At 40.9% G+C, this 26,816-nt stretch carries 24 protein-coding genes; 1 reads left to right on the top strand and 23 read right to left on the bottom strand.

The window, feature by feature from the left end:
- Window positions 1-437: 437 nt before the first annotated feature.
- From AB685_RS00120 to AB685_RS00010, 23 genes are all read right to left on the bottom strand, one after another.
- Complete coding sequence (locus AB685_RS00120) at window positions 438-872, bottom strand: RicAFT regulatory complex protein RicA family protein (RefSeq protein ID WP_047968544.1); 435 nt, start codon at window positions 870-872, stop codon at window positions 438-440.
- A gap of 3 nt (window positions 873-875) precedes the next feature.
- Window positions 876-2,420 carry a tRNA (N6-isopentenyl adenosine(37)-C2)-methylthiotransferase MiaB gene (miaB, locus tag AB685_RS00115; RefSeq protein ID WP_047968543.1) on the bottom strand — a complete coding sequence of 515 codons (1,545 nt, stop codon included), beginning with the start codon at window positions 2,418-2,420 and terminating at the stop codon, window positions 876-878.
- Window positions 2,421-2,607: 187 nt separating this feature from the next.
- Window positions 2,608-3,786 (bottom strand): glycine C-acetyltransferase, encoded by a 1,179-nt coding sequence (locus AB685_RS00110; RefSeq protein WP_047968542.1) that lies wholly within the window; start codon window positions 3,784-3,786, stop codon window positions 2,608-2,610.
- Between the two features lie 21 nt (window positions 3,787-3,807).
- On the bottom strand, window positions 3,808-4,848 hold the full coding sequence (tdh, locus tag AB685_RS00105; RefSeq protein ID WP_198530432.1) for an L-threonine 3-dehydrogenase: 1,041 nt from the start codon (window positions 4,846-4,848) through the stop codon (window positions 3,808-3,810).
- 304 nt (window positions 4,849-5,152) lie between these two features.
- Window positions 5,153-6,019 (bottom strand): 2-oxoacid:ferredoxin oxidoreductase subunit beta, encoded by an 867-nt coding sequence (locus AB685_RS00100; RefSeq protein ID WP_047968541.1) that lies wholly within the window; start codon window positions 6,017-6,019, stop codon window positions 5,153-5,155.
- Window positions 6,020-7,756 carry a 2-oxoacid:acceptor oxidoreductase subunit alpha gene (locus AB685_RS00095; protein WP_128755772.1) on the bottom strand — a complete coding sequence of 579 codons (1,737 nt, stop codon included), beginning with the start codon at window positions 7,754-7,756 and terminating at the stop codon, window positions 6,020-6,022.
- Between the two features lie 257 nt (window positions 7,757-8,013).
- Window positions 8,014-8,937, bottom strand: coding sequence for a dipeptidase (locus tag AB685_RS00090; RefSeq protein WP_082153440.1), 924 nt, complete (start codon window positions 8,935-8,937; stop codon window positions 8,014-8,016).
- 158 nt (window positions 8,938-9,095) lie between these two features.
- Entirely contained in the window at window positions 9,096-9,356 is a 261-nt protein-coding gene (gene spoVS, locus AB685_RS00085) for a stage V sporulation protein SpoVS (RefSeq protein ID WP_010193268.1), read from the bottom strand.
- Window positions 9,357-9,503: 147 nt separating this feature from the next.
- A complete protein-coding gene (locus AB685_RS00080) occupies window positions 9,504-10,298 on the bottom strand; it encodes a TIGR00282 family metallophosphoesterase (RefSeq protein WP_047969647.1) in 795 nt (264 codons plus the stop codon).
- 319 nt (window positions 10,299-10,617) lie between these two features.
- Window positions 10,618-12,183 (bottom strand): ribonuclease Y, encoded by a 1,566-nt coding sequence (rny, locus tag AB685_RS00075; protein ID WP_198530431.1) that lies wholly within the window; start codon window positions 12,181-12,183, stop codon window positions 10,618-10,620.
- Between the two features lie 302 nt (window positions 12,184-12,485).
- Window positions 12,486-13,526 (bottom strand): recombinase RecA, encoded by a 1,041-nt coding sequence (recA, locus tag AB685_RS00070; RefSeq protein WP_047968539.1) that lies wholly within the window; start codon window positions 13,524-13,526, stop codon window positions 12,486-12,488.
- 245 nt (window positions 13,527-13,771) lie between these two features.
- The gene (locus tag AB685_RS00065; protein WP_047968538.1) at window positions 13,772-15,016 is read right to left on the bottom strand and encodes a competence/damage-inducible protein A; all 1,245 of its coding nucleotides are present in this window, start codon (window positions 15,014-15,016) and stop codon (window positions 13,772-13,774) included.
- A 265-nt stretch (window positions 15,017-15,281) separates the two neighbouring features.
- Window positions 15,282-15,863, bottom strand: a complete 582-nt coding sequence (gene pgsA, locus AB685_RS00060) for a CDP-diacylglycerol--glycerol-3-phosphate 3-phosphatidyltransferase (protein WP_082153523.1) — start codon at window positions 15,861-15,863, stop codon at window positions 15,282-15,284.
- Window positions 15,864-15,970: 107 nt separating this feature from the next.
- Entirely contained in the window at window positions 15,971-16,858 is an 888-nt protein-coding gene (locus AB685_RS00055) for a RodZ domain-containing protein (protein ID WP_047968537.1), read from the bottom strand.
- A gap of 22 nt (window positions 16,859-16,880) precedes the next feature.
- Window positions 16,881-17,672: a DUF3388 domain-containing protein gene (locus AB685_RS00050; RefSeq protein WP_047968536.1), complete on the bottom strand. Its 792-nt coding sequence runs from the start codon at window positions 17,670-17,672 to the stop codon at window positions 16,881-16,883.
- Between the two features lie 141 nt (window positions 17,673-17,813).
- Window positions 17,814-18,071, bottom strand: a complete 258-nt coding sequence (locus AB685_RS00045) for a DUF3243 domain-containing protein (protein ID WP_047968535.1) — start codon at window positions 18,069-18,071, stop codon at window positions 17,814-17,816.
- A 69-nt stretch (window positions 18,072-18,140) separates the two neighbouring features.
- Entirely contained in the window at window positions 18,141-18,857 is a 717-nt protein-coding gene (locus AB685_RS00040; RefSeq protein ID WP_047968534.1) for an SDR family oxidoreductase, read from the bottom strand.
- A 72-nt stretch (window positions 18,858-18,929) separates the two neighbouring features.
- Entirely contained in the window at window positions 18,930-20,213 is a 1,284-nt protein-coding gene (locus AB685_RS00035; RefSeq protein WP_047968533.1) for a pitrilysin family protein, read from the bottom strand.
- Window positions 20,214-20,216: 3 nt separating this feature from the next.
- Window positions 20,217-21,497, bottom strand: a complete 1,281-nt coding sequence (locus AB685_RS00030) for a pitrilysin family protein (protein ID WP_047968532.1) — start codon at window positions 21,495-21,497, stop codon at window positions 20,217-20,219.
- Window positions 21,498-21,772: 275 nt separating this feature from the next.
- Window positions 21,773-22,498: a GntR family transcriptional regulator gene (locus tag AB685_RS00025; protein ID WP_047968531.1), complete on the bottom strand. Its 726-nt coding sequence runs from the start codon at window positions 22,496-22,498 to the stop codon at window positions 21,773-21,775.
- A gap of 240 nt (window positions 22,499-22,738) precedes the next feature.
- The gene (locus AB685_RS00020) at window positions 22,739-25,087 is read right to left on the bottom strand and encodes a DNA translocase FtsK (protein ID WP_047968530.1); all 2,349 of its coding nucleotides are present in this window, start codon (window positions 25,085-25,087) and stop codon (window positions 22,739-22,741) included.
- Between the two features lie 110 nt (window positions 25,088-25,197).
- Window positions 25,198-25,410, bottom strand: coding sequence for a YlzJ-like family protein (locus tag AB685_RS00015; protein ID WP_047968529.1), 213 nt, complete (start codon window positions 25,408-25,410; stop codon window positions 25,198-25,200).
- On the bottom strand, window positions 25,407-26,162 hold the full coding sequence (locus AB685_RS00010) for a ClpP family protease (RefSeq protein ID WP_047968528.1): 756 nt from the start codon (window positions 26,160-26,162) through the stop codon (window positions 25,407-25,409). Before AB685_RS00010 ends, AB685_RS00015 begins: the two co-directional genes overlap by 4 nt.
- 249 nt (window positions 26,163-26,411) lie before the next feature.
- On the opposite strand from AB685_RS00010, the gene AB685_RS00005 reads away from it, so the two are divergent.
- Window positions 26,412-26,816: IS3 family transposase (locus AB685_RS00005; protein ID WP_047968527.1), on the top strand; the 405-nt coding region annotated here is incomplete at its 3' end.

Below are 26,816 nucleotides of genomic sequence, written 5' to 3'. Positions count from 1 at the left end.
CCGCCGCTGTTCCTTTCCGCAAATAGCTCCGCTTATCCTAAGGGCGACCTTGAGCCTCCTCACTCCGTTGCGGGGTCTCAAGATTGTCGCTACTCCCCCGTAGGACAAGGAAGGCTACGGCAGCGATACATCGCACGCAGAAAATGCTCGCATTTTCAAGGAGTCTACGCTATTTGCTCCAATTCACAGCTAGAAACTAAGATAGTTTTTAGTTATCCTTTCGATGAATGAAACCACCTTGTTGATTGCAGTGGAAGGCGCGCAGACTCCCTGTGGGAGGAAGGGACAGGGGAGACCCCGCAGGAGAGGCCTGAGGAGGCTCCCGGACCGCCCACTGGAAAGCGAAGCGCCTGAAACGGAAATCAACAGAATTATATGCTTTCTTATCTTTTAAAAAAACAGCATGGATTTATCATCCATGCTGTTTCTATCAAATATTATGAGCAACTTCCACCATAGGTGGTGTTTTTTACATAGGATCCTGTTTCTCCACGAAGAACGTCCCCGCCTGTTGCAACGATGATTTCATCTGTTACTGTTTTAGAGATGTAGGAAGAAACCAATTGAAGAAGGTCATTCACATTTGTTTGGGAAGTTTTGAACTCCTGTACAATTGGAATTTCATCCAATTCAGCCAAAAGTGCATCCAACTTAGCTTCTGTTTTCTTTAATGCTTCTGTCTTCCCATAGTGCTGGAAGTTTACAGCTTGTTTCTGTAAACTTTTAACACTCGCAATCATTTCTTTGATTTTTTGGTTTTCATTAATTTGTTCTTCTGCACGCTGGAAATACTCCACTTCTTCTGTGTCTGCAATCATTTGCGCCAATTCTTTTGCTCTTTCAACTATGTCCGCTCTTGTATATTTCGCCATTTTTTATACCTCCAGTGCTTCTTCTGCAACTTCTTCCGCCAGTTCTCCATCCAATGTCCAGGTTTTTGTCTTAACAACTTTTACTTTAACAATTTTCCCGATAACAGATTTAGGGGCTCTGAAATTGACTAGTTTACTTTTTTCTGTATATCCGGCTAGAACATCCGGGTTTTTCTTGCTCTCACCTTCTACCAACACTTCTACTACCTGACCCTCATATTCTTTTAATTTCTTTGCGGAAATTTCATTTACCAGGGCATTAAGGCGTTGGAGACGATCTTTCTTCACTTCCATCGGGACATTATCCACCATTTTGGCAGCAGGTGTTCCCTCACGGGGTGAATAGATGAAAGTATAAGCCGTATCAAATTCCACTTCACGGTAGAGGGACATTGTTTCTTCAAACTGTTCCTCCGTTTCGTTAGGGAAACCGACAATGATATCGGTTGTAAGGGAAGCGTTCGGCATTGCCGTTTTTATTTTTCCGACAAGCTCAAGATAACGCTCTCTGTCATATTTGCGTGCCATCAATTTCAGCACTTCGGAACTCCCCGATTGGACTGGAAGATGGATATGATCAAGAAGGTTGCCGCCTTTTGCCAATACTTCAACCAAACGATCGTCAAAGTCTCTGGGGTGACTTGTCGTAAAGCGGATACGTGGTATATCGATTTTGCTGATTTCATCCATCAGATCCCCAAGACCATACTTCATATCTTCAAAATCTTTTCCATATGCGTTTACGTTCTGTCCAAGCAATGTAACCTCTTTATACCCTTGGGCTGCCAAGTGACGTACTTCCTGAATAATATCCTCCGGACGTCTGCTCCGCTCTTTACCACGAGTGTAAGGGACGATGCAATACGTACAGAACTTATCACAGCCGTACATGATGTTCACCCAAGCCTTGATTTCACCTTTACGGTTTTTTGGAAGATTCTCAATGACATCCCCCTCTTTGGACCAAACTTCGATTACCATTTCTTTGGACATATATGCGTCCTTCAAAATGTTAGGAAGACGATGAATGTTATGGGTACCGAAAATCATGTCAACTTGTTGATAAGTTTTTAGAATCTTATTTACCACTGATTCTTCTTGTGACATACAGCCACATACGCCTATCAGTAGGCCAGGTCTTGATTTTTTCAACGTTTTCAAATGGCCGAGTTCACCAAACACTTTATTCTCCGCATTTTCACGGATTGCACAGGTATTTAATAGGATAACATCGGCGTCGTCCACTGTATATGTCGGTTCATAGCCTAGAGCAAGGAATATCCCAGCCATTACTTCCGTGTCATGTTCATTCATCTGACAGCCATACGTACGAATATAAAATTTCTTGCCGTCCCCAAGACCTTGAAACTCATCAGAAATGGAAAAGTCCTGATAGGCAACTTCTTCTTTTCCGCGTTTCTTTGCGTCCTTCAAGGAAGGTGGGACATAAACAGACTCAAAGTATTTGCTGAAATCCTTCTCGGATTTTTTGTCCGATGAATTTCCTGCCACTACTTGTTCTGCTTCCACTTTTTGTTTCTCATTCATTGTGTTGACTCCTTTCCAGAAAAGTAGAGCGCATAAAACTCTACACATTAACATAGTATATAATTTTATAGCTTCTTAAACAATAAATATGGAGAAGTTTACATAAATCTACATAATTGAATATTTAATGCCTTTTACACAACAAGAGAGACACTCACTTATGTGTCTCTCTTGTTTGTTCGCTCTATTAGGAGATAATCCCTAGCTCTTTACCAGCTTTTTCGAAAATATCCAATGCTTCTTGAAGCTCTTCTTTTGAGTGTTGGGCTGTAACAATTGTCCGGACACGAGCCAGTCCTTTGGCAACTGTCGGGAATGCAATACCTTGTGCAAACACTCCATATTCCAATAGCTTATCGGAGAATTGATGAGATAGCGCTTCGTCTCCAACGATAACCGGAGTGACAGGTGTTTGGCTTTCACCAGTGTCAAAGCCAAGTTTCACTAATCCATCCTTAAAGAACTTTGCATTGTCCCATAGCTTTTCAATCAGTTCCGGTTCTTCCAACAATACTTGTATCGCTTCATCACACGCAGCTGTAACTGCTGGTGGATGTGATGTACTGAATAAGAACGGACGACCTTTATGAATCAAATAATCAATTAAAGACCGTGTGCTTGCCACATATCCGCCAAGCACTCCTATTGCTTTACTTAAAGTTCCAACCTGTATGTGTACACGTCCATCCAAACCGAAATGATTCACCGTTCCGCGTCCATTTTCACCAAGTACGCCTGAAGCATGCGCATCATCCACCATTACCAGTGCATCGTACTTTTCGGCAAGCTCTACAATTTTATCAAGAGGTGCGATGTTTCCATCCATAGAGAATACACCGTCAGTCACGATAAGACGTTTGCGGTATTCACCGGATTCCTTCAATGCACGTTCCAAGTCTTCCATGTCAACATGCTTGTACACTTTACGGGCAGACTTAGTAAGACGAATCCCATCAATAATGGATGCGTGGTTCAATGCATCAGAAATCACAACATCTTCTGGAGAAAGAATGGCAGAAAGCACACCTTGGTTCGTTGTAAAACCGGATTGGAAAACAAGGGAAGCTTCAGTATGCTTGAATTTCGCCAATTTTTCTTCCAGCTGTTCATGCATAGTGAAGGTTCCGGCAATTGTACGAACCGAACCGGTTCCAGCTCCGTATTTTTCAACAGCTTCCAATGCCGCTTTAACCAGGCGTGGATGGGTTGTTAATCCCAGATAGTTGTTGGAAGATAGCTGAATCACTTCTTTTCCATTGATGACAACTTTGGAACCCTGATCGGACTCAAGAGGTATCAGCTTACGGAACGTACCTTGTTCTTTCATTTGATCTAATTCTTCTTGTAGGTATTCAAAACCTTTCATTATAACCCCTCCTGTTTATTTTTATGGTTGTAAAACAACTTTACCACATTGACCAGAAATCATTAAATCAAAGCCTTTTTCGAAATCTTCAAGCGGGAAGTGATGTGTAATCATCGGTTTTACATCCACTTGGCCAGATTTAAGAAGGCTTGATACCTGCTGCCATGTAGAATACATCTTTCTACCGGTAATTCCTTGCACAGTTACTCCTTTGAACACGATATCATTAGTGATATCCAATTCCACCGGACGGACAGGCAAGCTTAGGATGGAGACTCTGCCACCATTTGTAATCATTTTAAAGCCTTGGTTCATCGCAACCGGATGACCGGACATTTCACATACTACCTCCACACCATGACCTTCCGTCAACCTCATAACTTCATCTACTGGGTTTGCCTCTTTTGCATTGATTACTGTAGTCGCACCCATTTTAGTTGCAAGGTCTAAGCGATATTCGTTCAGATCAATGGCAATAACTTGAGAAGCACCTGCTGCTTTGGCAACTCCGACTGCCATAATTCCGATTGGTCCACAACCGATAACTGCAACCGATTTTCCTGTAACATCACCGGCAAGAACGGTGTGAACCGCATTTCCCATCGGTTCCTGGACAGAAGCGACATCATATGGCATCTCTTTAGGATTTTTCCATACATTGACCGCAGGAAGAGCGACATATTCTGCAAAACAACCTTGTGTATCTACCCCAATAATTTTAGTATCTTTACAAATGTGGTAGTCACCCTTCAAACATTGTGGGCATTTGTAACAGACTATATGTGTTTCAGCAGAAACTTGGTCTCCCATCTGTACATTGGTTACTTTATTTCCCACTTCCACAATTTCACCGGCAAATTCATGACCGAATGCATATGGAGGGTTCACACGGCTCTGGGACCATTCATCCCAAGTATAAATATGCACATCTGTACCACAGATGGATGTAGCTTTCACTTTTATCAATACTTCATCTTCTTTAATTTTTGGAATATCTATCATCTGAAGCTCTGCACCATACCCGCGATGATGCTTCACAATCGCCTTCATTTTTCCATTCACAGAGAACACTCCCTTAAATATATAAAACTGATAATCATAAATACTAGTAAGAGTGTATCATCTATAAGGATTTGTGTAAACTGTATTGTCCACTGGTGACGGACAACTGATTATGTCAGATGAAAAAGTAGAGATTTTTTTACGTTTCTTCGTAAGCGTTTACATTTATGGATAAAAGATACTCTTGTTGATTTCCGCCCTGTGCTCCATTCAATAGCTGAAAAGTCTTTATTCCCAATCAACCTCCTCTTTTATAGAGACTAAAAAAGAAAGCCCCGGCAATGTTGCCAGGGCTTCAAGATTATTACATGAATTCTTTTATCAGTTCGTTAAACTGTGCTTCATCTAAGTGAAGGTCAGCTTTTGCAAGTGGCTCTTTACTGTAGTTATGCACCAGGTCCTGATAGGATTGCTGATTTTTGTTCTGGTAGATCAATCCTGTTACAAGTCCATTGTGTTCCATTAATGTCTGCATGGCAGACACTTTATTATGAGCGTCATATCCTTCGATATCAGCCAATTTAGTCAGGTTTTCTTTGAACCAGTCGTATGTGTTCACTTTGTTGTATGTAACACACGGACTGAACACGTTGATCAAAGAGAATCCTTTATGTTTGATCCCTTGTTCAATTAAGGAAACAAGATCCTTCAGGTCTGTAGAGAAGCTTTGTGCAACAAACGTAGCACCTGCTGTCAAAGCCATCTCCATTACGGAAAGAGAGGACTCGATAGAACCTTGTGGTGTCGACTTCGTCTTGAAGCCCACTTCACTACGCGGTGACGTTTGTCCTTTAGTCAGTCCGTAAATCTGATTGTCCATTACAATATAGGTAACATCAATGTTACGACGAATTGCATGGATGGTATGTCCCAAGCCGATGGCAAAACCATCTCCGTCCCCACCTGAAGCGATAACCGTAAGGTCCTTATTCGCCATTTTCACACCTTGTGCAATTGGTAGAGAACGACCATGAATACCATGGAAGCCATATGAATTGATATAACCGGAAATACGGCCGGAACAGCCGATACCGGAGACAACTGCAAGGTTTTCAGGCTCTAATCCAACATTTGCGGCAGCACGTTGGATGGCAGCTTGTACGGAGAAGTCTCCGCAACCAGGACACCAGTTTGGTTTTACATTGTTACGAAAATCTTTGAACGTTGCCATTTATAACAACTCCTTGCATTTTGTGTGGATTTCTTTCGGTAGGAATGGATCTCCATCATACTTCAAGAGGCTACGGATTTTCTCATGCTCGCCTACATTCATCTTCAGGATGCTGGCAAGCTGTCCTGTAGCGTTATATTCCACAACAATAACTTTTTTCGCCGCTTTTACAAGAGGAGCTATTTCGTCTGTCGGGAACGGATGGATTAGACGGATTTGTGCATGGTTGGCTTTAATGCCATCCAGTTCCAATCTTTCCATCGCTTCTTCGATGGTTCCACGTGTCGAGTTAAATCCAACTAGTAATACGTCTGCCTCATCATGCTTTGCATTTACATGTACAGGAGTATTGAATTTTAGGTTGTTCAATTTTCTTAAACGCTTGTCCATCTGCGCCTGACGGTTTGCTGCAACCTCGGAAGGTTTACCTGTTTCTTCGTGTTCCACCCCAGTTACATGGTGGATACCATTCTTCATACCTGGAATCACACGAGGGGAAACGCCGTCTTCCGTAACTTCATAACGTTTGAAATATGCTTTATCATCTGAAGACGGAAGCTCTTTGTTGATATCCAATTTGCCACGTCTAATTTCAATGTTATTGTAATCCAATGTTTCCACAGATTGCTTTCCTAAAGACAATTGAAGGTCAGTCAAGAGAATTACCGGTAATTGATACTCCTCTGCAATGTTAAAAGCTTCTATTGTATCGTAGAAAGCCTCTTGGACAGTACTTGGCGCAATAACTACTTTCGGAATTTCTCCATGTGTACCATAGATCATGGCCATAAGGTCAGATTGCTCAATCTTTGTCGGCAAGCCTGTACTTGGACCACCACGTTGCGTATCTACCACTACAAGTGGCGTTTCCGTCATACCGGAAAGACCGATTGCTTCCATCATAAGAGAAAGACCTGGTCCTGCAGATGCAGTCAATGTACGAACACCAGCATAATTGGCACCGATTGCCATTGTACATGCAGCAATTTCATCTTCCGTCTGGATGACAGTACCACCGAATTTTGGTAGCTTTTTAATTAGGTACTCCATGATTTCGGATGCAGGAGTAATAGGGTATGCTGGCATAAAGCGAGATCCTGCAGCAACTGCACCTAAAGCGATTGCGTCATTACCGATCATAAATAGGCGTTTATTGCCATCCGCTTTTTCAAGTTGCATCGTTTCTACGTTTTCCGCTTGCTCTTTTACAAACTGAACACCTGCTCGGATTGCCTCCATGTTTTTTTCAACGATGGATTCACCTTTTCGTCCGAATATTTCCTGAACGACTTCACGGAAGGATTCCGTGTCCAAATCAAGAATGGCACTTGATGCACCAACCGCCACCATGTTTTTCATTAATGAAGTGCCTAGTTCCGAAGCAATTTCGGTAAATGGAACCGCATATAAAGTAGCTTTTCCATCCTCCGGAATACTAGGTTTGAATTTAGCATCCGCAATTACAACGCCACCTTGACGCAGTTCATGATAGTTTACATCAATTGTCTCTTGATCGAATGCTACTAATATATCAAGGTCGTCAGAAATTGAGCGGACTTGAGTTGTGCTCACACGAATTTTGTTGTTCGTATGTCCACCTTTAATACGAGAAGAAAAATGGCGATAGCCATATAAATAATAGCCTAAACGATTTAATGCGATGGAGAAAATCTCACCAGTACTTTCGATACCTTCCCCTTGTTGCCCTCCAACTTTCCATGAAAGTTGATTGATCATGTGCCTTACACCCCTTTAATTACGTTCGTTGTCAGAATATTGTACGATTTTCATTGTAGCACTATTCCCATCATATAACTAGAAATTACCTATTAAATATAAAATAATGAAACGGAAAAACCGCAGGATATGTACTAAACGCTTTCATTGTAGACCTATTTTTTTAAAAATACAAGTCTTTGAATAAATTTCTTTCGAAAAATTTGAATATTTTAGCAGTAAAGTAAGAGACTACGATAAACCCCGATTTAACACTGTCATCGGGGAAATCTGGAATAGAAATTATTGAACAAAAACCCTTTGACCTCTGTTTCAGAATAATATTTTAATAAACTATTTACTAAATTAGAATAGTCTTCAACCCGTCCTAACCCAAGAACCGTATGATCAATTCCGTCAAAGTCCGAGCCAAAGCCTATATTTTTCACAGCTCCAAGGGAACAGTAATGTTCCACATGCCTAATAACATCGCTTATCTTTGTCTCTTTGCCTTCTGATAGAAACTGTGGTACAAAAGTGACTCCAATTGCTGCATTCTTTTGGATGAGCGCTTGAACCTGATCATTTGATAGATTGCGGCGGTTTGAACACACCTGTTTACAGTTGGAATGGGAAGCAATAACATAATTACCTATTTCCATCACATCCCAAAATCCTTTAACAGATAGGTGGGAAACATCTGTCCAGATAAAATGGTCATTGTTCATCATGACTACTTGCCGACCGAAAGAAGATAAACCAGCTCCTCTGTCTTCCAAAATTCCATCTGCCACTGCATTTGCATGATTCCAGGTCAAACCGACAGAAGTGACACCAAGCCGATACAAGGTCCGTAATTTTTCAATGTCAGCCCCGATGGCATCACACCCTTCCAATGTCAAGAGGGCACCGATCTGACCTTGCTTCAAGTTAGCAATTTCCTTTTTGGTTGTTACCAGTTTCATATTAGGAAACCTGCGCAATATCTTTTCATAAAAAAGATCTATCATTTCCAATGCCACATTAAAAGCAGATTCTTTTCTTACTTTCTCCGGCACATAAACAGCAAAACATTGTACTTTCGCATCAGCCTGCTTTAACCCATCCCAAGTTACATGCAACTCTTCACTATCTTTAAAGGATAATCCCCTGTTCTCCCACATTTTCCATAACACATCACAATGCGCATCAAAAATTCTCAAAAAAAGTCCCTCCACTACTTTCTTACCTTACGAGCTAGTTCCTATACGCTTATTTTTGCATATTTAGTCCGTTAAAAAACTAGTTCGCACTAATTTAAACATAAACAAACCTGTTTGCAAAAACAAGCAAACAGGTTTGTAAGAAACTATTATCACTTTTACCTTGGCTCGACAATGAGCTTGATTGCCGTTCTCTCTTCCCCGTCAATCAAGATATCCGTAAAAGCCGGAATGCAGATCAGATCCACTCCACTTGGTGCTACGAAGCCTCGTGCAATGGCCACCGCCTTTACAGCCTGATTAAGGGCACCAGCACCTATCGCTTGGATCTCTGCACCTCCACGCTCTCTTAAAACCCCTGCTAAAGCCCCTGCTACCGAATTTGGATTAGACTTAGCTGAAACCTTTAATATTTCCATTTCTAGCTCCTCCTTAACATTTACAGTATATGGTGAAAGATCCATAGATGAATGAATTGTTAATAATTTCATTCCTACTATATTCAGGAGAAGCTCAATGTATTCCTCATGCTGTTAAAGACTATCTAATATTCTAACTACTTTTCTCTAATCAAAAAATGGATGATCATCATTAATCATTAGTGGTATTATTTTTTTTGCCTTTCCGGTCTTCATATCTACATCAATTAATACACCGTTCAGTTGCGCTCTTCCTTCTGTTACTTCAAACCTTACAGGCAGGGCAGTTGTGAAACGCTTAAGCACCGCCTCTTTCTCCACTCCTAATATACCATCGTAAGGGCCGGTCATCCCTACGTCAGTAATATAGGCGGTACCCTCAGTAAGAATACGATAATCATTCGTTTGGACATGGGTATGAGTTCCAACCACCCCTGTCACTCTTCCATCTAGGTACCAACCGATTGCTTGTTTCTCACTAGTAGCTTCTGCATGGAAATCAACAAAGATAAACGGTGTTCGTTTTTTTGCTTCCTCCACCAGTTCATCCACTTTATTAAATGGGCAATCAATCGGGGGCAGAAATGTACGGCCTTGTAGATTGATGACCGCCAATTCCTTCCCTTCAAAAGGTAGGTATGCAATTCCTTTACCCGGGTTTGAACTAGGAAAATTAGCGGGGCGAATCATATTCTTAGCACCTTCAATGAAATCGAATATCTCCCTGTTATCCCACGTATGGTTGCCAAGAGTTACGAGATTGGCACCAGCTTTTAAGAAGCCCTGATAAATTTTCTCTGTTATCCCTTTTCCTCCTGCTGCATTTTCTCCATTTACGATGGTTACAGCCGGTTTATACTTACTTTTCAATTTAGGTAAATATTCACTCACCATTTTTCTTCCTGGTGATCCTACTACATCTCCAATGAATAAAATTCTCACGTTCACTAATCCCTTCTAACAATCAATTTCTTTTTTAAGTTTTACATATGTAAGCGGAGGATGCAAATAAACGACGTACTATCCAAATAATTGGGGATATTTCATTTAACTCCTGTAGATTTCCGTTCCAGGTGTTCGCTTTCCTAGGGGCGATGCTTGAGCCTCCTCGCTCCGCTGCGGGGTCTCAAGCTACCGCTATCTCCCTCAGGAGTCTCACACCTTGCACTCCAAACTACAAGGAAAACTTCACCTCATTATGCGCGCTTCGTTTTATACAAATGGTATATAGCAAAAAAAATAAAGCGGTGCAAGCACCACTTTATTTTGCATACTCTACGGCTCTTGTTTCGCGAATCACCGTTACTTTAATATGTCCTGGATAATCCAGTTCCTCTTCAATACGTTTTCTGATATCCCGTGCCAATCGATGAGCTTCCAAGTCGTCAATGGAATCAGGTTTCACCATGATACGCACTTCACGTCCCGCTTGAATCGCAAAGGATTTTTCTACACCTTCATAGCTTTCTGAAATCTCTTCCAGTTTTTCGAGTCTGCGGATGTAGTTCTCCAATGTTTCACTACGAGCTCCCGGTCTTGCGGCAGAAAGTGCATCAGCTGCAGCAACCAAGACCGCGATAATGGAAGTCGGTTCCGTATCACCATGGTGAGATGCGATACTATTAATTACAACAGGATGCTCTTTGTATTTAGTAGCAAGCTCTACACCAATCTCTACGTGACTTCCCTCTACCTCATGATCGACAGCCTTACCGATATCATGTAAAAGACCCGCACGGCGAGCAAGTGTTTCATCTTCACCAAGCTCAGCAGCCATAAGACCTGCTAGGAATGCTACTTCCATGGAGTGCTTAAGAACATTTTGTCCGTAACTGGTACGGAATTTCAAACGTCCCAATATCTTGATAAGATCCGGGTGTAAACCATGCACGCCTACTTCAAATGTAGTCTGCTCGCCCATTTCACGAATGTACTCATCCACTTCACGTCTTGATTTTTCAACCATTTCCTCAATTCGCGCAGGGTGAATACGACCATCCTGAACCAGCTTATCCAAAGCGATGCGTGCAGTTTCACGTCTGATCGGATCAAATCCTGATAAAATAACTGCCTCTGGTGTATCATCAATAATCAAATCAATACCAGTAAGTGTTTCAAGGGTACGAATATTTCGTCCTTCACGACCAATGATTCGACCTTTCATTTCATCATTAGGTAAGTTAACGACGGATACTGTAGTCTCAGCCACATGGTCGGCTGCACAACGCTGAACAGCTAATGAGAGAATCTCTTTAGCCTTTTTATCCGCATCTTCTTTAGCCCTGTTTTCACTTTCTTTGACCATAATAGCAATGTCGTGGGACAATTCGTTCTCAACACGGTCCAAAATGATATTTTTCGCTTCTTCTCGTGTCAATGCAGAAATGCGTTCCAACTCTTCTTGCTGTTTGCGCACTAAATCATCCACTTTGCTTTCTAATTCTTCAATATGCTGTTGTCTATCGTTTAAAGAATCTTCACGCCTTTCTAATGCTGCTTCACGTTTATCAAGCGATTCATCTTTTCGATCAAGATTCTCTTCTTTTTGCATTAAACGATTTTCTTGTTTTTGCAGTTCGCTTCTACGATCTCGAATATCACGTTCAGCTTCTGTTCGAAGTTTGTGAATATCGTCCTTTGCTTCCAAAAGGGCTTCTTTCTTAAGTGACTCAGCTTCGCGTCTGGAATCTTCCACGATTTGATCCGCGGCACTTCTTGCGCCAGCAATCTTTTGTTCTGCAATGGATTTACGAACATAAAAGCCAACAACTACACCGACGATTAGGGCAAGCAAAGCGGAGATAATAATTGGCATATAATCCATCATTACACCTCCTCTTGCTATGAACTTTTTTCTTGCTAGATTTCATTGTCGGCATGTACATTGTAACAATGTGTGTCAACATACAGCTCAAGGGCTTTTGCTTTTTTATAGCTCTAAAATTCTAACAAAATGTAAATTATACATACTAATTGTAAATCTGCGAAAAATTATTGTCAAGCCTGTCCTGGTAAGGATAATACTTTTTGGTAAACTAATCCTGTTTTTTTTTGTATGTTTTTATAAAAAAATTGCTCTTTATACATACATAGACCCTGTATTGATATACAGGGTCTATGTGGGAAATATTAAAAATTAAGTTCTTCCTGATCAATTTCTTCTTCCGCAGGAGCGTTTATATCTTTATCCAATCCGTGATGATCACGGATTTGCTGATGGATTTCTTTCAGGATCTCCTTGTTTTCTTTTAAGAACTGTTTCGCATTTTCGCGACCTTGTCCTAATCTTTCTTCATTATATGAGTACCATGAACCGCTCTTTTGAACAATATCCAGATCGGACCCCATATCAATTACTTCTCCTTCTCTAGAGATTCCTTCACCGTACATGATATCAACTTCAGCTACTTTGAAAGGAGGAGCGATTTTATTTTTAACGACTTTGATTTTTGTTTTATTCCCGACAATGTCGTGTCCTTGTTTCAATTGCTCAGCACGACGCACTTCCAAACGGACTGAAGAGTAGAACTTCAGTGCGCGACCACCAGGAGTCGTTTCAGGGTTTCCAAACATTACCCCGACTTTTTCACGAATCTGGTTGATGAAAATGGCAATCGTTTTCGATTTATTAATGGCGCCTGAAAGTTTACGAAGAGCTTGGGACATAAGACGCGCTTGAAGCCCGACATGGGAATCACCCATTTCTCCTTCAATTTCCGCTTTCGGTACTAGCGCCGCTACAGAGTCGACAACGATAATATCAACTGCACCACTTCTTACAAGTGCTTCTGCAATTTCCAACGCTTGCTCTCCAGTATCTGGTTGAGATAGAAGAAGTTCATCAATGTTTACGCCAAGCTTTTGGGCATATACAGGGTCCAAAGCGTGCTCTGCATCAATAAATGCAGCCTGTCCCCCTTGTTGTTGTACTTCTGCAATTGCATGTAGTGCAACAGTTGTCTTACCGGAAGATTCTGGTCCATATATTTCTACAACTCTTCCTCGTGGATATCCACCTGCGCCTAATGCCACATCCAACGCCAAAGACCCACTCGGAATAGTAGAGATTTTACGGTCTGTCTGTTCCCCCAACTTCATGATGGAACCTTTACCAAATTGCTTTTCTATCTGTTTTAACGCCATATCTAATGCAGCTTTACGATCACTCACACAATTTCCTCCTTCTTATCTATCAAACTAAATGTTTAGTATCTTATTAACTAATCTAACTATACCCTTTTTCATTTCGTTTGGCAACTAAAAAACGAACATCCATTCGGTTTTTTATGCGTGAAATCGAAGTGAAAATCCTATAATTCCTTAAGTACAAAATTTGGTTTCTGAGTTTTTAAATGAAAGAAAACACAAATTTACTTTTAAGATTTCAAAAAAACAGTAGTTGAAGTTTCCTTCAACTACTTGAAAAGTTCTTTCAATAATAAATGGCAGCCGTATTTGGCTGAACGTTGCTTAATACCGTCTCTTGTACCTGCGAGATGAAGCTTATGTACGGTTGTAGTCCCGTCAGGAAGTGCTATCCCGATAAAGACTGTTCCTACAGGTTGATTATCCATCGTCCCGGGTCCTGCAACACCTGTAAAACTGATTCCAATATCAGTATTGAGAAGTTCTTTCACACCTTTTGCCATTTCCTCTGCAGAGTTTACGCTTACTGCACCATCGTTTTCAAGGGTTGCCTTTTGGACCCCAAGTACCGTTTCCTTAACATGATTCGTATAGCTGACAATTGCACCTTCTATTACTTCAGAGGCACCAGTGAAACTTGTCATTTTCTCAGAGAATAATCCTCCTGTCAGGCTCTCAGCACTACTTAGGGTATATTTGGATTCTTGGATTTTCTTAAATAATACCGAATAGATGGTATCTTCATCGTATCCGAAGAAAAAGTCACCTACTCTATCTAGAATTACCTTTTCCGTTTGTTCAATCAGGCGGGTTGCCTCTTCGAAAGAGTGATGCTTAGCCGTAAGCCTTAACGTCACCTCGTGATCGCCCGCAAGAGGAGCGATAGTCGGATTCGTCTGCTTGTCTATCAGGTCTTCAATATCAGTTTCAAGCTGGGACTCTCCTATTCCGAAAAAGCGGAGGACCTTGGAAACAATCTGTTCTTTAACACCTAGTGATTTCAATAGGTATTCTCTGCCGTAGACTGAGAACATCGGTTGCAGCTCTTTAGGCGGGCCAGGTAAAAGCATGTATGTATGAGTCCCGTCGCTAAGTGCCATTCCCGGTGCCATTCCATGGTCGTTGGCTAGAATGGAAGATCCCTCCAAAACGAGCGCCTGCTTTTTGTTGTTTTCGCTCATCACTCTCTGTGATTTTTGAAAATAAGACTTAATATTAAACATCGCTTCATCATCCATAACCAACTGCTTATTCAACACATTAGCGATGGTTTCCTTTGTAAGGTCATCTTTAGTTGGTCCAAGTCCTCCCGTGAAGATTAAAAGATTGGATCTCTGCTTGGCAGTATGGATGGCATCCATCAATCTAGAAGGGTTATCTCCTACAACTGTGTGGTAATAGACGTCCACCCCAAGCTCAGCAAGCTGTTTTGAAAGGAATTGGGCATTCGTATTACAGATTTGTCCCAGCAGCAATTCTGAGCCTACTGCGATAATTTCTGCATTTCTGATCATGGAACTCTCCCCTTTTCAAAGCTCTTTTAATAAGGCTCTTTTCTCAAAGATTGTTGTTATTCTCTAGTAAAAAGTCGGCAATTGGACTTTTTACTAAGAAAAATCGGCCTTTGGATTTTTCACTGCTTATCTACTCTAAAATAGGCATGACGTTTTTCCTGTACAGCCAGGAAAAGAGCACGACAGCAAGGAGTATAACGGTTGATATAAAAATACGAAAAAGCAACAAAGTTTCCGAAAACAGCCTTTAATAAAAGGACCGATATTATTTGGAATTCATTAAAGCCTGTCTGTTTTTATAAAAATAATCCCACCCGGAAACAACAGTGAAAATCATTGCTACCCAAAGTGCAAGCATGTCAAACGGAAAACCAATCAGCGCAAATGGTAGGTTATGTAATAATAAGGCGGAAACAGCAATAATCTGTGCCCATGTTTTAATTTTCCCAAGCATATTTGCAGCAACGACTTCCCCTTCACCAGCAAGTACTAAACGCAATCCGGTAACTGCGAACTCCCTGCTTATAATGATGATTACGATCCACGCGGGAGCCAGTTGAAGCTCAACAAGCGCAATAAGTGCTGCCGAAACAAGCAGTTTATCTGCAAGAGGGTCTAGAAACTTTCCAAGGTTGGTTACAAGATTTAGTTTTCTTGCATAATATCCATCTACCCAATCAGTAATGGAAGCAATGATAAAAATCAGTGCTGCCAGAAGATGTGCGTAAGGAATCGACTTATCTCCAAGGTAAAGCTCCCCCCAATTGAAAGGCACGAGCATAAGTACCATAAATATAGGTATCATCAGGATTCTTGAAACAGTTATTTTGTTAGGTAAATTCACAATCATTCCTCCAGCATTCAATATTGCTTTTCCACTATACATAAAATATACAGGTTTGTCTAATGATAGGCTGAAATGTCTGTACAAAAAAAGCCATCATCCTGATGACTTTATTGTTGTCCATTTGATACAAATTTAATAGTGATTTTCTGCGTTGTCACATCATCTACCGGAAAAGGGTATTCAAATGTTTCACCGTTGATTTTAATTTCAGTGGCGGGTACCCATCCTACATTGAAAAGGATTTCGCTTTCTTCGGAAAGATCGAATGTCTCTGTTTCTCCATCTGCAAGCTGCTTGCTATGGAAATTCACACCTTCCGGATTGCTGATTCCAACCCAGGTGTTCCCGCCTTTTGCGGAAAGTTCCACCTCAAACTTATCTGTATCCTTCAATTCCAACGTAGCATTAGGACTGCTTGAAGATACCTCTGTAATTGTGCCAGCTGATGATTTTTCTACCGGCTCCTCTTCTGCTTCTTCGGACTGATCTTCCTTATTATCCGTTTCTTCATCGGTCTTTTGCTCTTCTTCATCACTGTCTGTATTGGCAGGATCATACACTACTTGTTTATTATCTTCTTGAGTATCAGTGGTATTCCCTACTCCCCAGTTCTGGAAAAGGATATAGAGGATAGCAACAACAGCTACCAAAGCCAAGAACATTAATACTTTTGGTATGAAATTGAATACCTTGTTATTTTTCGTAGGAACCTGCTTTCTAGTTTTCACCCTCGATAATTGTGGAATCTCATCTTTGTCATTAGCCGGTATATCATTTTGATACTCTTCAAAAATAAGTTCTGGTTCCAACCCTACCGCTTCAGAGTACTGCCTGATAAAAGCACGTGCATAAAATTGGCCAGGCATTATGGCATAATTGCCCTCTTCAATACCAATCAAGTATCTTTTCTGTATTTTGGTTGCGGCCTGTAAATCTTCCAATGACAAGCCTTTCTCTTCTCTTGCTTGTTTTAATCTATTTCCTAATTCTGTCAATACTTACACCTTCCAACATTATTTAGAAATCAAAGCCACCAAAAGGATTCTCTTCAAACATATTATTTGGTTGAACGACATCATATGTGATCTCTTCATCTTCATTATTTCTAATTTCAATAATATAATCGAAATCATCAAGCTTATATTCTGTATTTTGCACGAAAATATCAGGATGTTCAACCACTTTTACTGCAGATAAACGCATTATTTCGCGGATGAGCTGCCAATGCTTTTCATTTGCCCTTTTGGTTGATACTATTCCATCTATAATAAATAAGTTGTCCACATTGTATTCATCTTTAATCAATTGGCTTCGGATGGTCTGTTTAAGTAACGTACTTGAAACAAATAGCCATCTTTTATTGGCACAAACACTTGATGCCACAATGGACTCAGTTTTACCGACACGCGGCATTCCTCTGATACCAATCAGCTTATGCCCTTCCTGTTTGAAAAGCTCTGCTAAAAAATCTACAAGGAGTCCCAATTCGTCACGTACAAATCTGAAGGTTTTCTTATCATCCGCATCACGCTGTATATATCTTCCATGCCTTACTGCCAAACGATCTCTCACCTTTGGCTCTCTAAGCTTTGTAACAGTTATATTATCCATTGTATTTAAGATGGATTCAAGACGGACTATTTGCTCATTTGAATCACTAAGAAGCAACATTCCCCTTCGTGCATCGTCCACACCGTTGATTGTGACAATATTAATGGATAACATACCCAAAAGGGATGCAATATCACCCAAAAGGCCTGGCCTATTGATATGTATTTCATATTCTAAATACCACTCTTTTTTCTCCATCAAACCCCTTCACCCTTTCAGAAACACTTCGTCCTAACGTATGTTACTTCTATAATATCCAATATTGCTTTAATAAGAAAGTAATTCCTTGCGATATCTCACGAAAAAAAGGCAAACAAAAAAGAGAGGTATAGGCCTCTCTTAATGTGATGAGTCGTTTTGCACCAATTTAACCATCATATTGGCAATGGCATGTTGCTCTTCAGGACTAGCCACTCTCCAAAGATCCGCTAACACTCTCTCCTGCGGATTTTTAGCTTCCACTTCCTTAGCAAGATAGTCACCGATCTCATAAGCAAGCTTAGAGATAGCACCATTGTCCATCCCTTCATGCTCTGCATGATTTAGTCGATCCCCCAAGAAGCCTTTCCATTGATCCCAATTTTCAAGTACTGACATAATAACTCCTCCTTCCAATATGTTCAAGAGTTAGTATGCGAAGGTCCTTTTCTATTTATACATCGTCTGCTAATTCCAGCCCCCATTTACGGCTAACACCTGACCGGTTATGTAGGATGCTTTTTCAGATATAAGAAAACTTACGGAATCAGCGATCTCATGTGGTAAAGCAAGTCTTCCCATCGGAATTTCCGCACTCATTTCCTTTATTTCTTCTGGAGTGAAATTTTCGAGCATTTTGGTAGAGACTGCGCCAGGTGCAATGGCATTTACCCGCACGCCATTTAGAGCTACTTCTTTTGCCAATGCTTTTACAAAAGAGATCTGTGCACCTTTTGTCATGGAATAAAGCACTTCGCATGAGGCACCAATTTCTCCCCATATGGAAGATATTACCACAACATTTCCATCCCGCCTTCTCAGCATCTCCGGCAAAAAGGTTTGAACAGTTGAATATAATGATGTTATGTTAAGTTGCACCATTTCTTTCTTTGTTTGGTCGTCTATATCTGTCATTAGGCCATAATAAGTGACCCCTGCATTATAAACAATCGTATCGATGGATGTAAATACACTTTCTTTTAATGAATGGACACCATTTTCCCCCGTTAGATCGGCTTGAATTGGTGTTATTTTTTCGGCTCCATACTCTTCCATCAATTCATATATGGTTTGTTTATCCCTGTTATAATGAAGATAGGTAGTATAACCTTCCGTTAGTAACTTTCTGGAAATTTCCTTCCCGATATCCCCACTAGCCCCTATAATTAACGCTGTTTTACTCAATGACCTCATCCTTTTTTCCACTCAAATAAAGAAGCCGGTTCAATCAAGAACCGAACTTCCTAAGTATAGTACTTATTTTGGCACAACTTGACAAATTGTAAAAGCATCTTCATTTATAAATTCAGTTGCTACATTTTCAAGGTCCTCGAGCGTGATTTTTTCAAGCTGAGGCGTTACTTCAAACAGGTCCATGTTATTAAAAGCATACCGGGTAAATTGGTTAGCAATGAACTCAGGTGAGTTGAGGGCACGTAAGAAAGAACCGATTTTTTTCTTCTTAATCCGTTCCAGCTCATCCTCTTTAATAGAAGATGGATCAAACTGCAGCAAGATATCTTGCACTCTTTCCGCCAATTTATCCGGTTCGGATGTATCCCCGCCGAGCATCGCAAACCCAAACCCATTCTCACCTGTGTAATCATAAGCGAAAGTCTCATCTATCAAACCGTCTTCATATAATTTTTGATAATGATCGGAACTTTTTCCAAATAGCAGATCCAAGAGTATATTGACCGTAAGCTCATGCTTCAGAAGCTCCCCGCCCTGTCTAGTCGGATTGGATTCTTTAATGCCGATCATGCACTTTGAAGTATGGACGTTCATCTTAAGCACTTTCTTCTTCTCACTGACACTAACAGGTTCTTCATCGAATTGGCGCTGAATCTCTTCCTGCTCTTTGAATGTCTTCTTTGCTTGGTTTTCCTTAATGAATCCCATCATTTCTTCTGTATTCATAGGGCCAACCACAAACAACAACATGTTGCTAGGGTGATAGAACGTCTCATAGCAAGTATATAGAAGGTCTTTTGTTACATTAGATATTGATTCGATGGTACCGGCAATGTCTATTTTCACCGGATGATGATGGAACATGCTTTGAATCAATCCAAAATAAGCACGCCAATCTGCATTATCCTCATACATGGTTATCTCTTGTCCGATAATACCTTTTTCCTTCTCTACCGTTTTTTCCGTAAAATATGGAGCCTGCACAAAGTCCATCAATGTTTCTAGGTTCTTTTCCACAGTGGATGTACTCGAAAAAAGATAGGCGGTTCTTGTAAAGGAAGTGAAGGCATTGGCGGAAGCTCCTTGCTTACTGAAATCCTGAAAAACATCGCCATGTTCCTTTTCAAACAGTTTATGCTCCAAAAAGTGGGCGATACCATCAGGAACCGTTATGAAATCGTCTTCTCCAATAGGCACAAACTTATTATCAATAGAACCGTATTTGGTTGTAAAAGTAGCATACGTTTTATGAAAGTCATTTTTGGGCAGTAAGTACACCTCTAGACCATTATCCAATGTCTCATGATATAGCGTTTCCGCTAGTTGGTTAAATTCAATCTTTTCCATCTGTTACGCCTCCTTTCCGGTCAAAAAATAGATGGTATCCAGTTCAACCAGTTTTGCCACTTCCTGAATCTGTTCTTTTTTAACATTCTCGACACCTTCCAAAAATGCATCAACCGGTTTATCTACTTCTGAAACTTCATTATTATAAAGTACTTCGATTAATCCTCTTGCAGTATCAATCGTTTCTAGAATCTGGTTTTTAATGACGGCCTTCGTCTGAGAGATTTCGGCTTCGCTATATTCCCCTTGCTTCATCGCTTCAATCTGTTGGTTGATGATGGTGACCGCTTTTTCAAAGTTGGAAAAATCGATGCCGGACATAACGAGAAGCATACCTTTATGGCTTTCCACTCGGGAAGCCGCATAATAGGCCAAGCTTTCCTTTTCCCTCACATTGATAAACAATTTAGAATGGGAGAAGCCACCGAAGATACCATTAAAGACCTGTAAGGCATAATAGAGATCATCCTTGAAAGTCACATTCGTCCTGTATCCCATATTTAACTTACCTTGTTTCACATCCTGCTTCTCTATCACTTCGTTCGGTTTTTTTTGATTCTTAGCTGGTTCAGAAATATTGGATGTGACCTTATTTTCTTGTTCAGGCATATCAAAATACTTTTTAACATAACCGTCTACTTCTTCTTCCTTTATATCCCCTACAAGGTAGAGATGGATATCATTTGTTTTCAACATATTCTTATAGTATTCAAACAAAGTTTGTGCTGTAATACTGTCCACTTTATCCTTTTCACCGTTTGCAGGCAGGCGGTAAGGCTCCTCAGCACACATCTCTTCAACTAGACGCTGGCTAGCATAGCGCATTTTATCGTCATATACGGATTGTATCCGCTGCTTTAGTGCGCGTTTTTCCTTATCTACCGTGGATGCCTTAAAGCCATTTTCTTCTATGACAGGATTCAGGAGCACTTCACTAAGCAACTCTATCCCTTTTTCAAGTAGTGGGGTGGAATCCCTCAGAAATTTTTCGTTTGCAATTTCCAGACGGAATGTGATGATATGGTCTTCTCCTTTTTTACTAAGGTCGACTGCAAGGCTTGCTCCATACAATTCGTCCAGGTAAGCCCTGAAGTGAGATGGTTGCGGGTGTGATTTAGTACAGTTTTGGAGCACATACGGCAATAACGCCCTCACCGTAACATCCTCTTCCGACAATGGCGCTTTTACTTTCAGAACTAATGTATTCGTCTTGAATTTTTCAGTTGGTATTGTGTGAACCGTTATTCCATTCAGGATATACGTTCTTTCATCAACTAGCTTCACGATATCTCCTCCTTCACTTCACATAAGGTCTTCGATATTTCATCATATTATTTAAGCGTATAACAATATTGACAGTACTATTCTTTCTTTATCGCTCAAAAAATAGTCCTAAACCCAATATAACGTTAAATTAGTAAGTTTTTCAAGTTGGAGGGTTTGCGGAAGGTGGTATTAATTTACATAATAAAATTATAGGTAATATACTAATTGTTAAAGCAAACTTAAACCTGATGTAAAAAACACCACAAGCAACGAGGCTGTGGTGTTCAAGTAATCTATGGGCGCTTTCTTAACACATGGAAGCTGAATTTATCCGCCCTGAAATAATTAAGCGAATACAGAATCGGCTCATCATTCTGATCGTAATGCATCTGTTTCAAAACAAGTAGTGCAGTTTCCGGCTCACATTCGAGAATCGGTGAAATCTTATCGTGATATCCGATTGGTTCGATATGTGTGACAGCATAAGATATATATCTGCCCGCTTCCTTTTCAAGAAGCTTCAACAATGATTCATTCTTATAGGATTGATAGTCCTCTACAATGGTTGTCGGTATCTTATCGATACAATACACCACAGGCAAATCGTTGGCGGTACGTACCCTCTCGAAATGGAGTACTTCTTTAATTTCGTCATTATTGAATTTAAAAAGTTCTTCCTCAGTAGGCGTTTCAATAGTCGAGGTCAAAAAAACTGTTCCGGGTTTCATTCCTGCTTGTGAAATCATTTCCGTTACAGAATTCAATTGTTCGATTCCCGAGGAGAAAACCGGCTTTGAATTAACAAATGTTCCTACTCCGTGCCTTCTTACAACGATATTTTCTTCTTCTAAAACACGTAAAGCTTCTCTTAAAGTTGCTCTGCTTACCCCTAAACGTCGAGACAATTCGAACTCGGAAGGTAGTTTCTCTTTTTCTTTATACACCTTGTTCTCGATGTCTTGCTTCAACTTGTCTACAACCAGTAAATATAAATGTCTGCTGTCTGACCGAATCGTCATAACTGATCCCCCATTAACCGTTTACAAAACACTTTTCATGTTTTCCTATTAATCCAAAATAATATAACACTTTTCGGGGGTAAAATAAATAGAAAATAAAGTTTTTTGAATTTTTGTCAAAAAAACAGGTGTAATTCTCTGTACTTATGCATCCCAGATTCATCTGCATCTCAAATACAAATAGGCCGCTGCCGAGAGTCTTACAACTCGCTTCTCTCGGCAGAAACCCTTTTTTGAAATTTAAGACCCTACATCTTCACTATGACTACTAGATACCAATACTGTTCGTGGTTTGCTTCCTTCATAAGGGCCAACCACTCCTCTTAATTCCATAGCATCAATCAACCTTGCAGCCCTTGTGTACCCGATCCTGAAACGGCGCTGCAGCATGGATACGGAAGCAGTCTGCATTTCAAGTACAAGTTGCACGGCATCATCATAAAGAACATCGTCCACTTCTTCCACTTCTTCATTTATATCTTGAGGTATCATTTCTTCCTGGTACTGTGCCTTTTGCTGATCGATAACAAAATCGACAATCCGTTCGACTTCTTCATCGGAAAGGAATGCCCCTTGTACTCGAACCGGCTTTGAAGCTCCTACTGGCAGGAACAGCATGTCCCCTCTTCCAAGAAGCTTCTCCGCTCCCCCCATATCCAAGATGGTTCTGGAATCCGTCTGCGAGGAAACACTGAACGCTATTCTTGAAGGGATATTCGCTTTAATGACTCCGGTAATGACATCCACGGATGGTCGTTGCGTTGCAATAATCAAGTGGATTCCTGCTGCACGAGCCATTTGCGCTAGTCTTGTAATGCAATCCTCCACGTCGGAAGATGCCACCATCATTAGATCGGCAAGCTCATCGACAATAACGACAATATATGGAAGAGAAGGCTGTTTTGCTTCATCTTCCTGGTTATGCCTCTTTATGTAGTCATTATAGCCTTCAATATTTCTAGTACCAGTATGAGAAAACAGTTCATAGCGACGTTCCATTTCATTGACGACTTTTTTCAACGCTTGCGAAGCTTTTTTTGGATCGGTTACAACAGGTGCCAAAAGATGTGGAACCCCGTTGTACATATTCAATTCCACCATCTTGGGATCAATCATCATCATTTTGACTTCATGCGGTTTCGCACGTACCAATATACTAGTAATGATTCCATTGATACACACACTCTTTCCGCTACCTGTTGCTCCTGCAACGAGCAGATGCGGCATTTTATTAAGCTCCGCTACAACTGAATCCCCTGAAATATCACGCCCTAGCCCAATCAATAGCTTTGCGTCCGGTTTTTCAGCTTGTTTTGTATCCAACACTTCACGAAGAGATACCATCGCGACTTCATTATTTGGCACTTCGATACCTATTGCGGACTTGCCGGGTATCGGAGCTTCTATACGGATATCCTTTGCTGCAAGTGCAAGTGCAAGATCATCACTGAGATTCACTATTTTACTCACCTTCACCCCAACATCAGGATAAACCTCGTATTTTGTTACTGCCGGTCCAAGATGCACTTTTGTCACTTTTGCTTTTACACCGAAGCTTGCAAAAGTCTTTTCCAGCTTTCTTGCATTCTGGTAAATATTTTCATGTTCTGTCGTCTGATGATTGGCGACAGGCTTGTTTAATAGGTCAAGAGAAGGAAGAATATATTCCTTATTTTCCACCTCTGTAAATGCCATTGGACTTGCTACAAGGTCCCTAGTTTCTTCCTGTGGTTCCCCATTCTGTGCATTTACTGTTGTTGGTTTCTTTTCTTCTTGAACTATAGCATCTTCCCTATCATTAAAAGAGGAAATGATAGGAGGAGAAATGCTCTCTTCTGCGGATGTATCTTCCATAACAATGACTTCTTCTTCCGCTTTCTTCTTTTTTTCTTCTTTTTGCTTCTTATCTTCCGCCTGTTTTTCTTTTTTGCGTTTATTAGTGTCCTCTTTCCAGCCCTTCATGTCGTCCGTGAAGGCAAGCCACTGTTTTTTTGCAAAAGTAAACAACCCTACGGCCACTTTAATTACAGTGTCATTCAGGGATTTCCCTGTTACTAAGATGATGCCGATTACAATGAAGATCATGGCAATCCACTGCGCACCCCTTGCATCAAAAAGAAGATGGAACAGAGCAAACAATATAGCTCCCATCATTCCACCGCCCAAGTCAGTCGTACTTGTTTCGCCGTTCACTTCCAGCCAGAACAGTTCCCACGTATTCCCGATCACAGAAGGATCGGCAAAGGAGCCTCCCCGTGAAAGCATCCTGAATAATGTAACATGACTAAGTAGCAAAACTGACATCATGATAACATATACTCCTACCAATTGCCTGGAAAAGAATGTGGGCAATTCTCGTTTCCAGATGACATATCCAGATAAGATCAACAGCCCGAGCAGCATCAGCATGTACCATTCTCCACTAAAAAAGCGAAACAATAATACAAAGGCATGCCCTACCATACCAAGCTTGGCAATAGATATACATGTAATGGCCAACAGCAACAGTCCCATTACTTCAAAGGTGACCGTCCGTTTCCATTCATCCCGGTTTTTGGTTTTTCTTTGTCTCTTTTTTCGCTTTGACATTTTTCTCACCTATCTGACCATAATGAGAAGAAGAAAGCAGCCAACAAAAACTGGCTGCTTTTTCCTCTGTTGCTTGTATTATATCATAAGCCTAATCTCTTGAAAGGGTGTTAAAGAAAATTAATCGTCTGCCCTGGAGAATACTGACTGTTCAAGTAATGTGCAGGATCTGTGCTTAGATTTCGTACAATCTGATAATTGCTCATTTCTGTTTGCTGGACCATAAGTGAAACTCCGTTAAAATCAATCACACGTTGCTTTTCATATTCTCCATTTTCCACAGGGTAGATTAATTCCTGCGGCATGGTTGTATAGAGAATCATTGCAGCATCTTCCTTTCCTCTGTTTTAGCCTGGTTCGCTTCCACAAGTTCATTTAACTTCCTGATGGCTTCTCCGACACCGCCAACCTGATCTATCAGTCCATACTCCACTGCGTCGGAACCAACAACGTTGGTACCGATATCCCTTGTCAGGTTCCCCTTCGAGAGCATAAGTTCCTTAAACTTTTCTTCTGGTATCCCTGAGTTCTTAGTTACAAAATTTATCACTCGATCTTGCATTTTATCTAAGTATTCAAATGTTTGAGGGACCCCGATTACTAAACCTGTCAGACGCACAGGATGAATGGTCATCGTTGCTGTTTCTGCTATGAAAGAAAAGTCACAGGACACGGCAATCGGCACACCGATAGAGTGGCCCCCACCAAGGACGAGTGAAACGGTAGGTTTCGATAAGGAAGCCAACATCTCCGAAATGGCAAGTCCGGCCTCCACATCCCCACCGACAGTATTCAGGATGACAAGCAGCCCCTCTATGTTAGGGTTTTGTTCGATGGCAACAATCTGAGGAATGACATGTTCATATTTGGTCGTTTTATTTTGAGGAGGCAATTGGATATGTCCCTCAATTTGACCAACTATCGTAAGACAATGTATCTTTGAATCCGGAGGCATTTGAGCGACATTCGTTTGACCCAGCTGTTGTATTTTATTCACCAAGGAATCATTCCCTGCGTCTTGCTTTTTCGGTTCCTGCGGTGGTTGTTCTGATGACTGGTATGTAAAATCAGGCATTTGACAATCTCCTTCCATCCCTAAAAATGTTGTATTCTTTTCTAGTATTGACTCCTGTCAATATTTCATTCGTGCTCATCTCTACAATAAAGTTGACTGTTGATAATGAGTTGGTTTCTAGCTGTTGAATGGAGCAAAAGGCGTAGACTCCTGCGGGGGAGTAGCGACAATCTTGAGACCCCGCAGGGCAAAGCTCCACTGCACCCCTTTTGTTGGACACACCATTAACAATAGGAGGTGTGGTCTGGAATGCCTAAATTCACTAAGGAGGATAAACTCATTGCTGCAAAACGTTATATAGATGAATTATTTAGTTACCGCGAATTAGCTCAACAACTTGGAGTAGATGATTCTGTACTCCGATATTGGGTGATGTTAGTAAAGCACCACGGTGATCAAGCGTTTGTGTTTCCCTATACAAACTATTCGCCAGCCTTTAAACTGAGGGTAATACAATTTATAAAGGAATCGAATTATTCTGTTCGAGAGGCGTCGGCGATTTTCCACATCCCAGATCCTTGTATGGTTCGTAGGTGGAAACGTAAGTGGGAGACATGTGGAGATGCCGCCTTTAATCCAAAAGAAAAGAGGCCATCTACTATGACTTCCAAACAAAATAAAACATCCAATAACGACAAAGCTACCAACCCTTCC

The organism is Bacillus sp. LL01 (assembly GCF_001037965.1).
The sequence above is the reverse complement of the archived record's forward strand: the minus strand, read 5'-3'. Positions and strand labels throughout refer to the sequence as shown.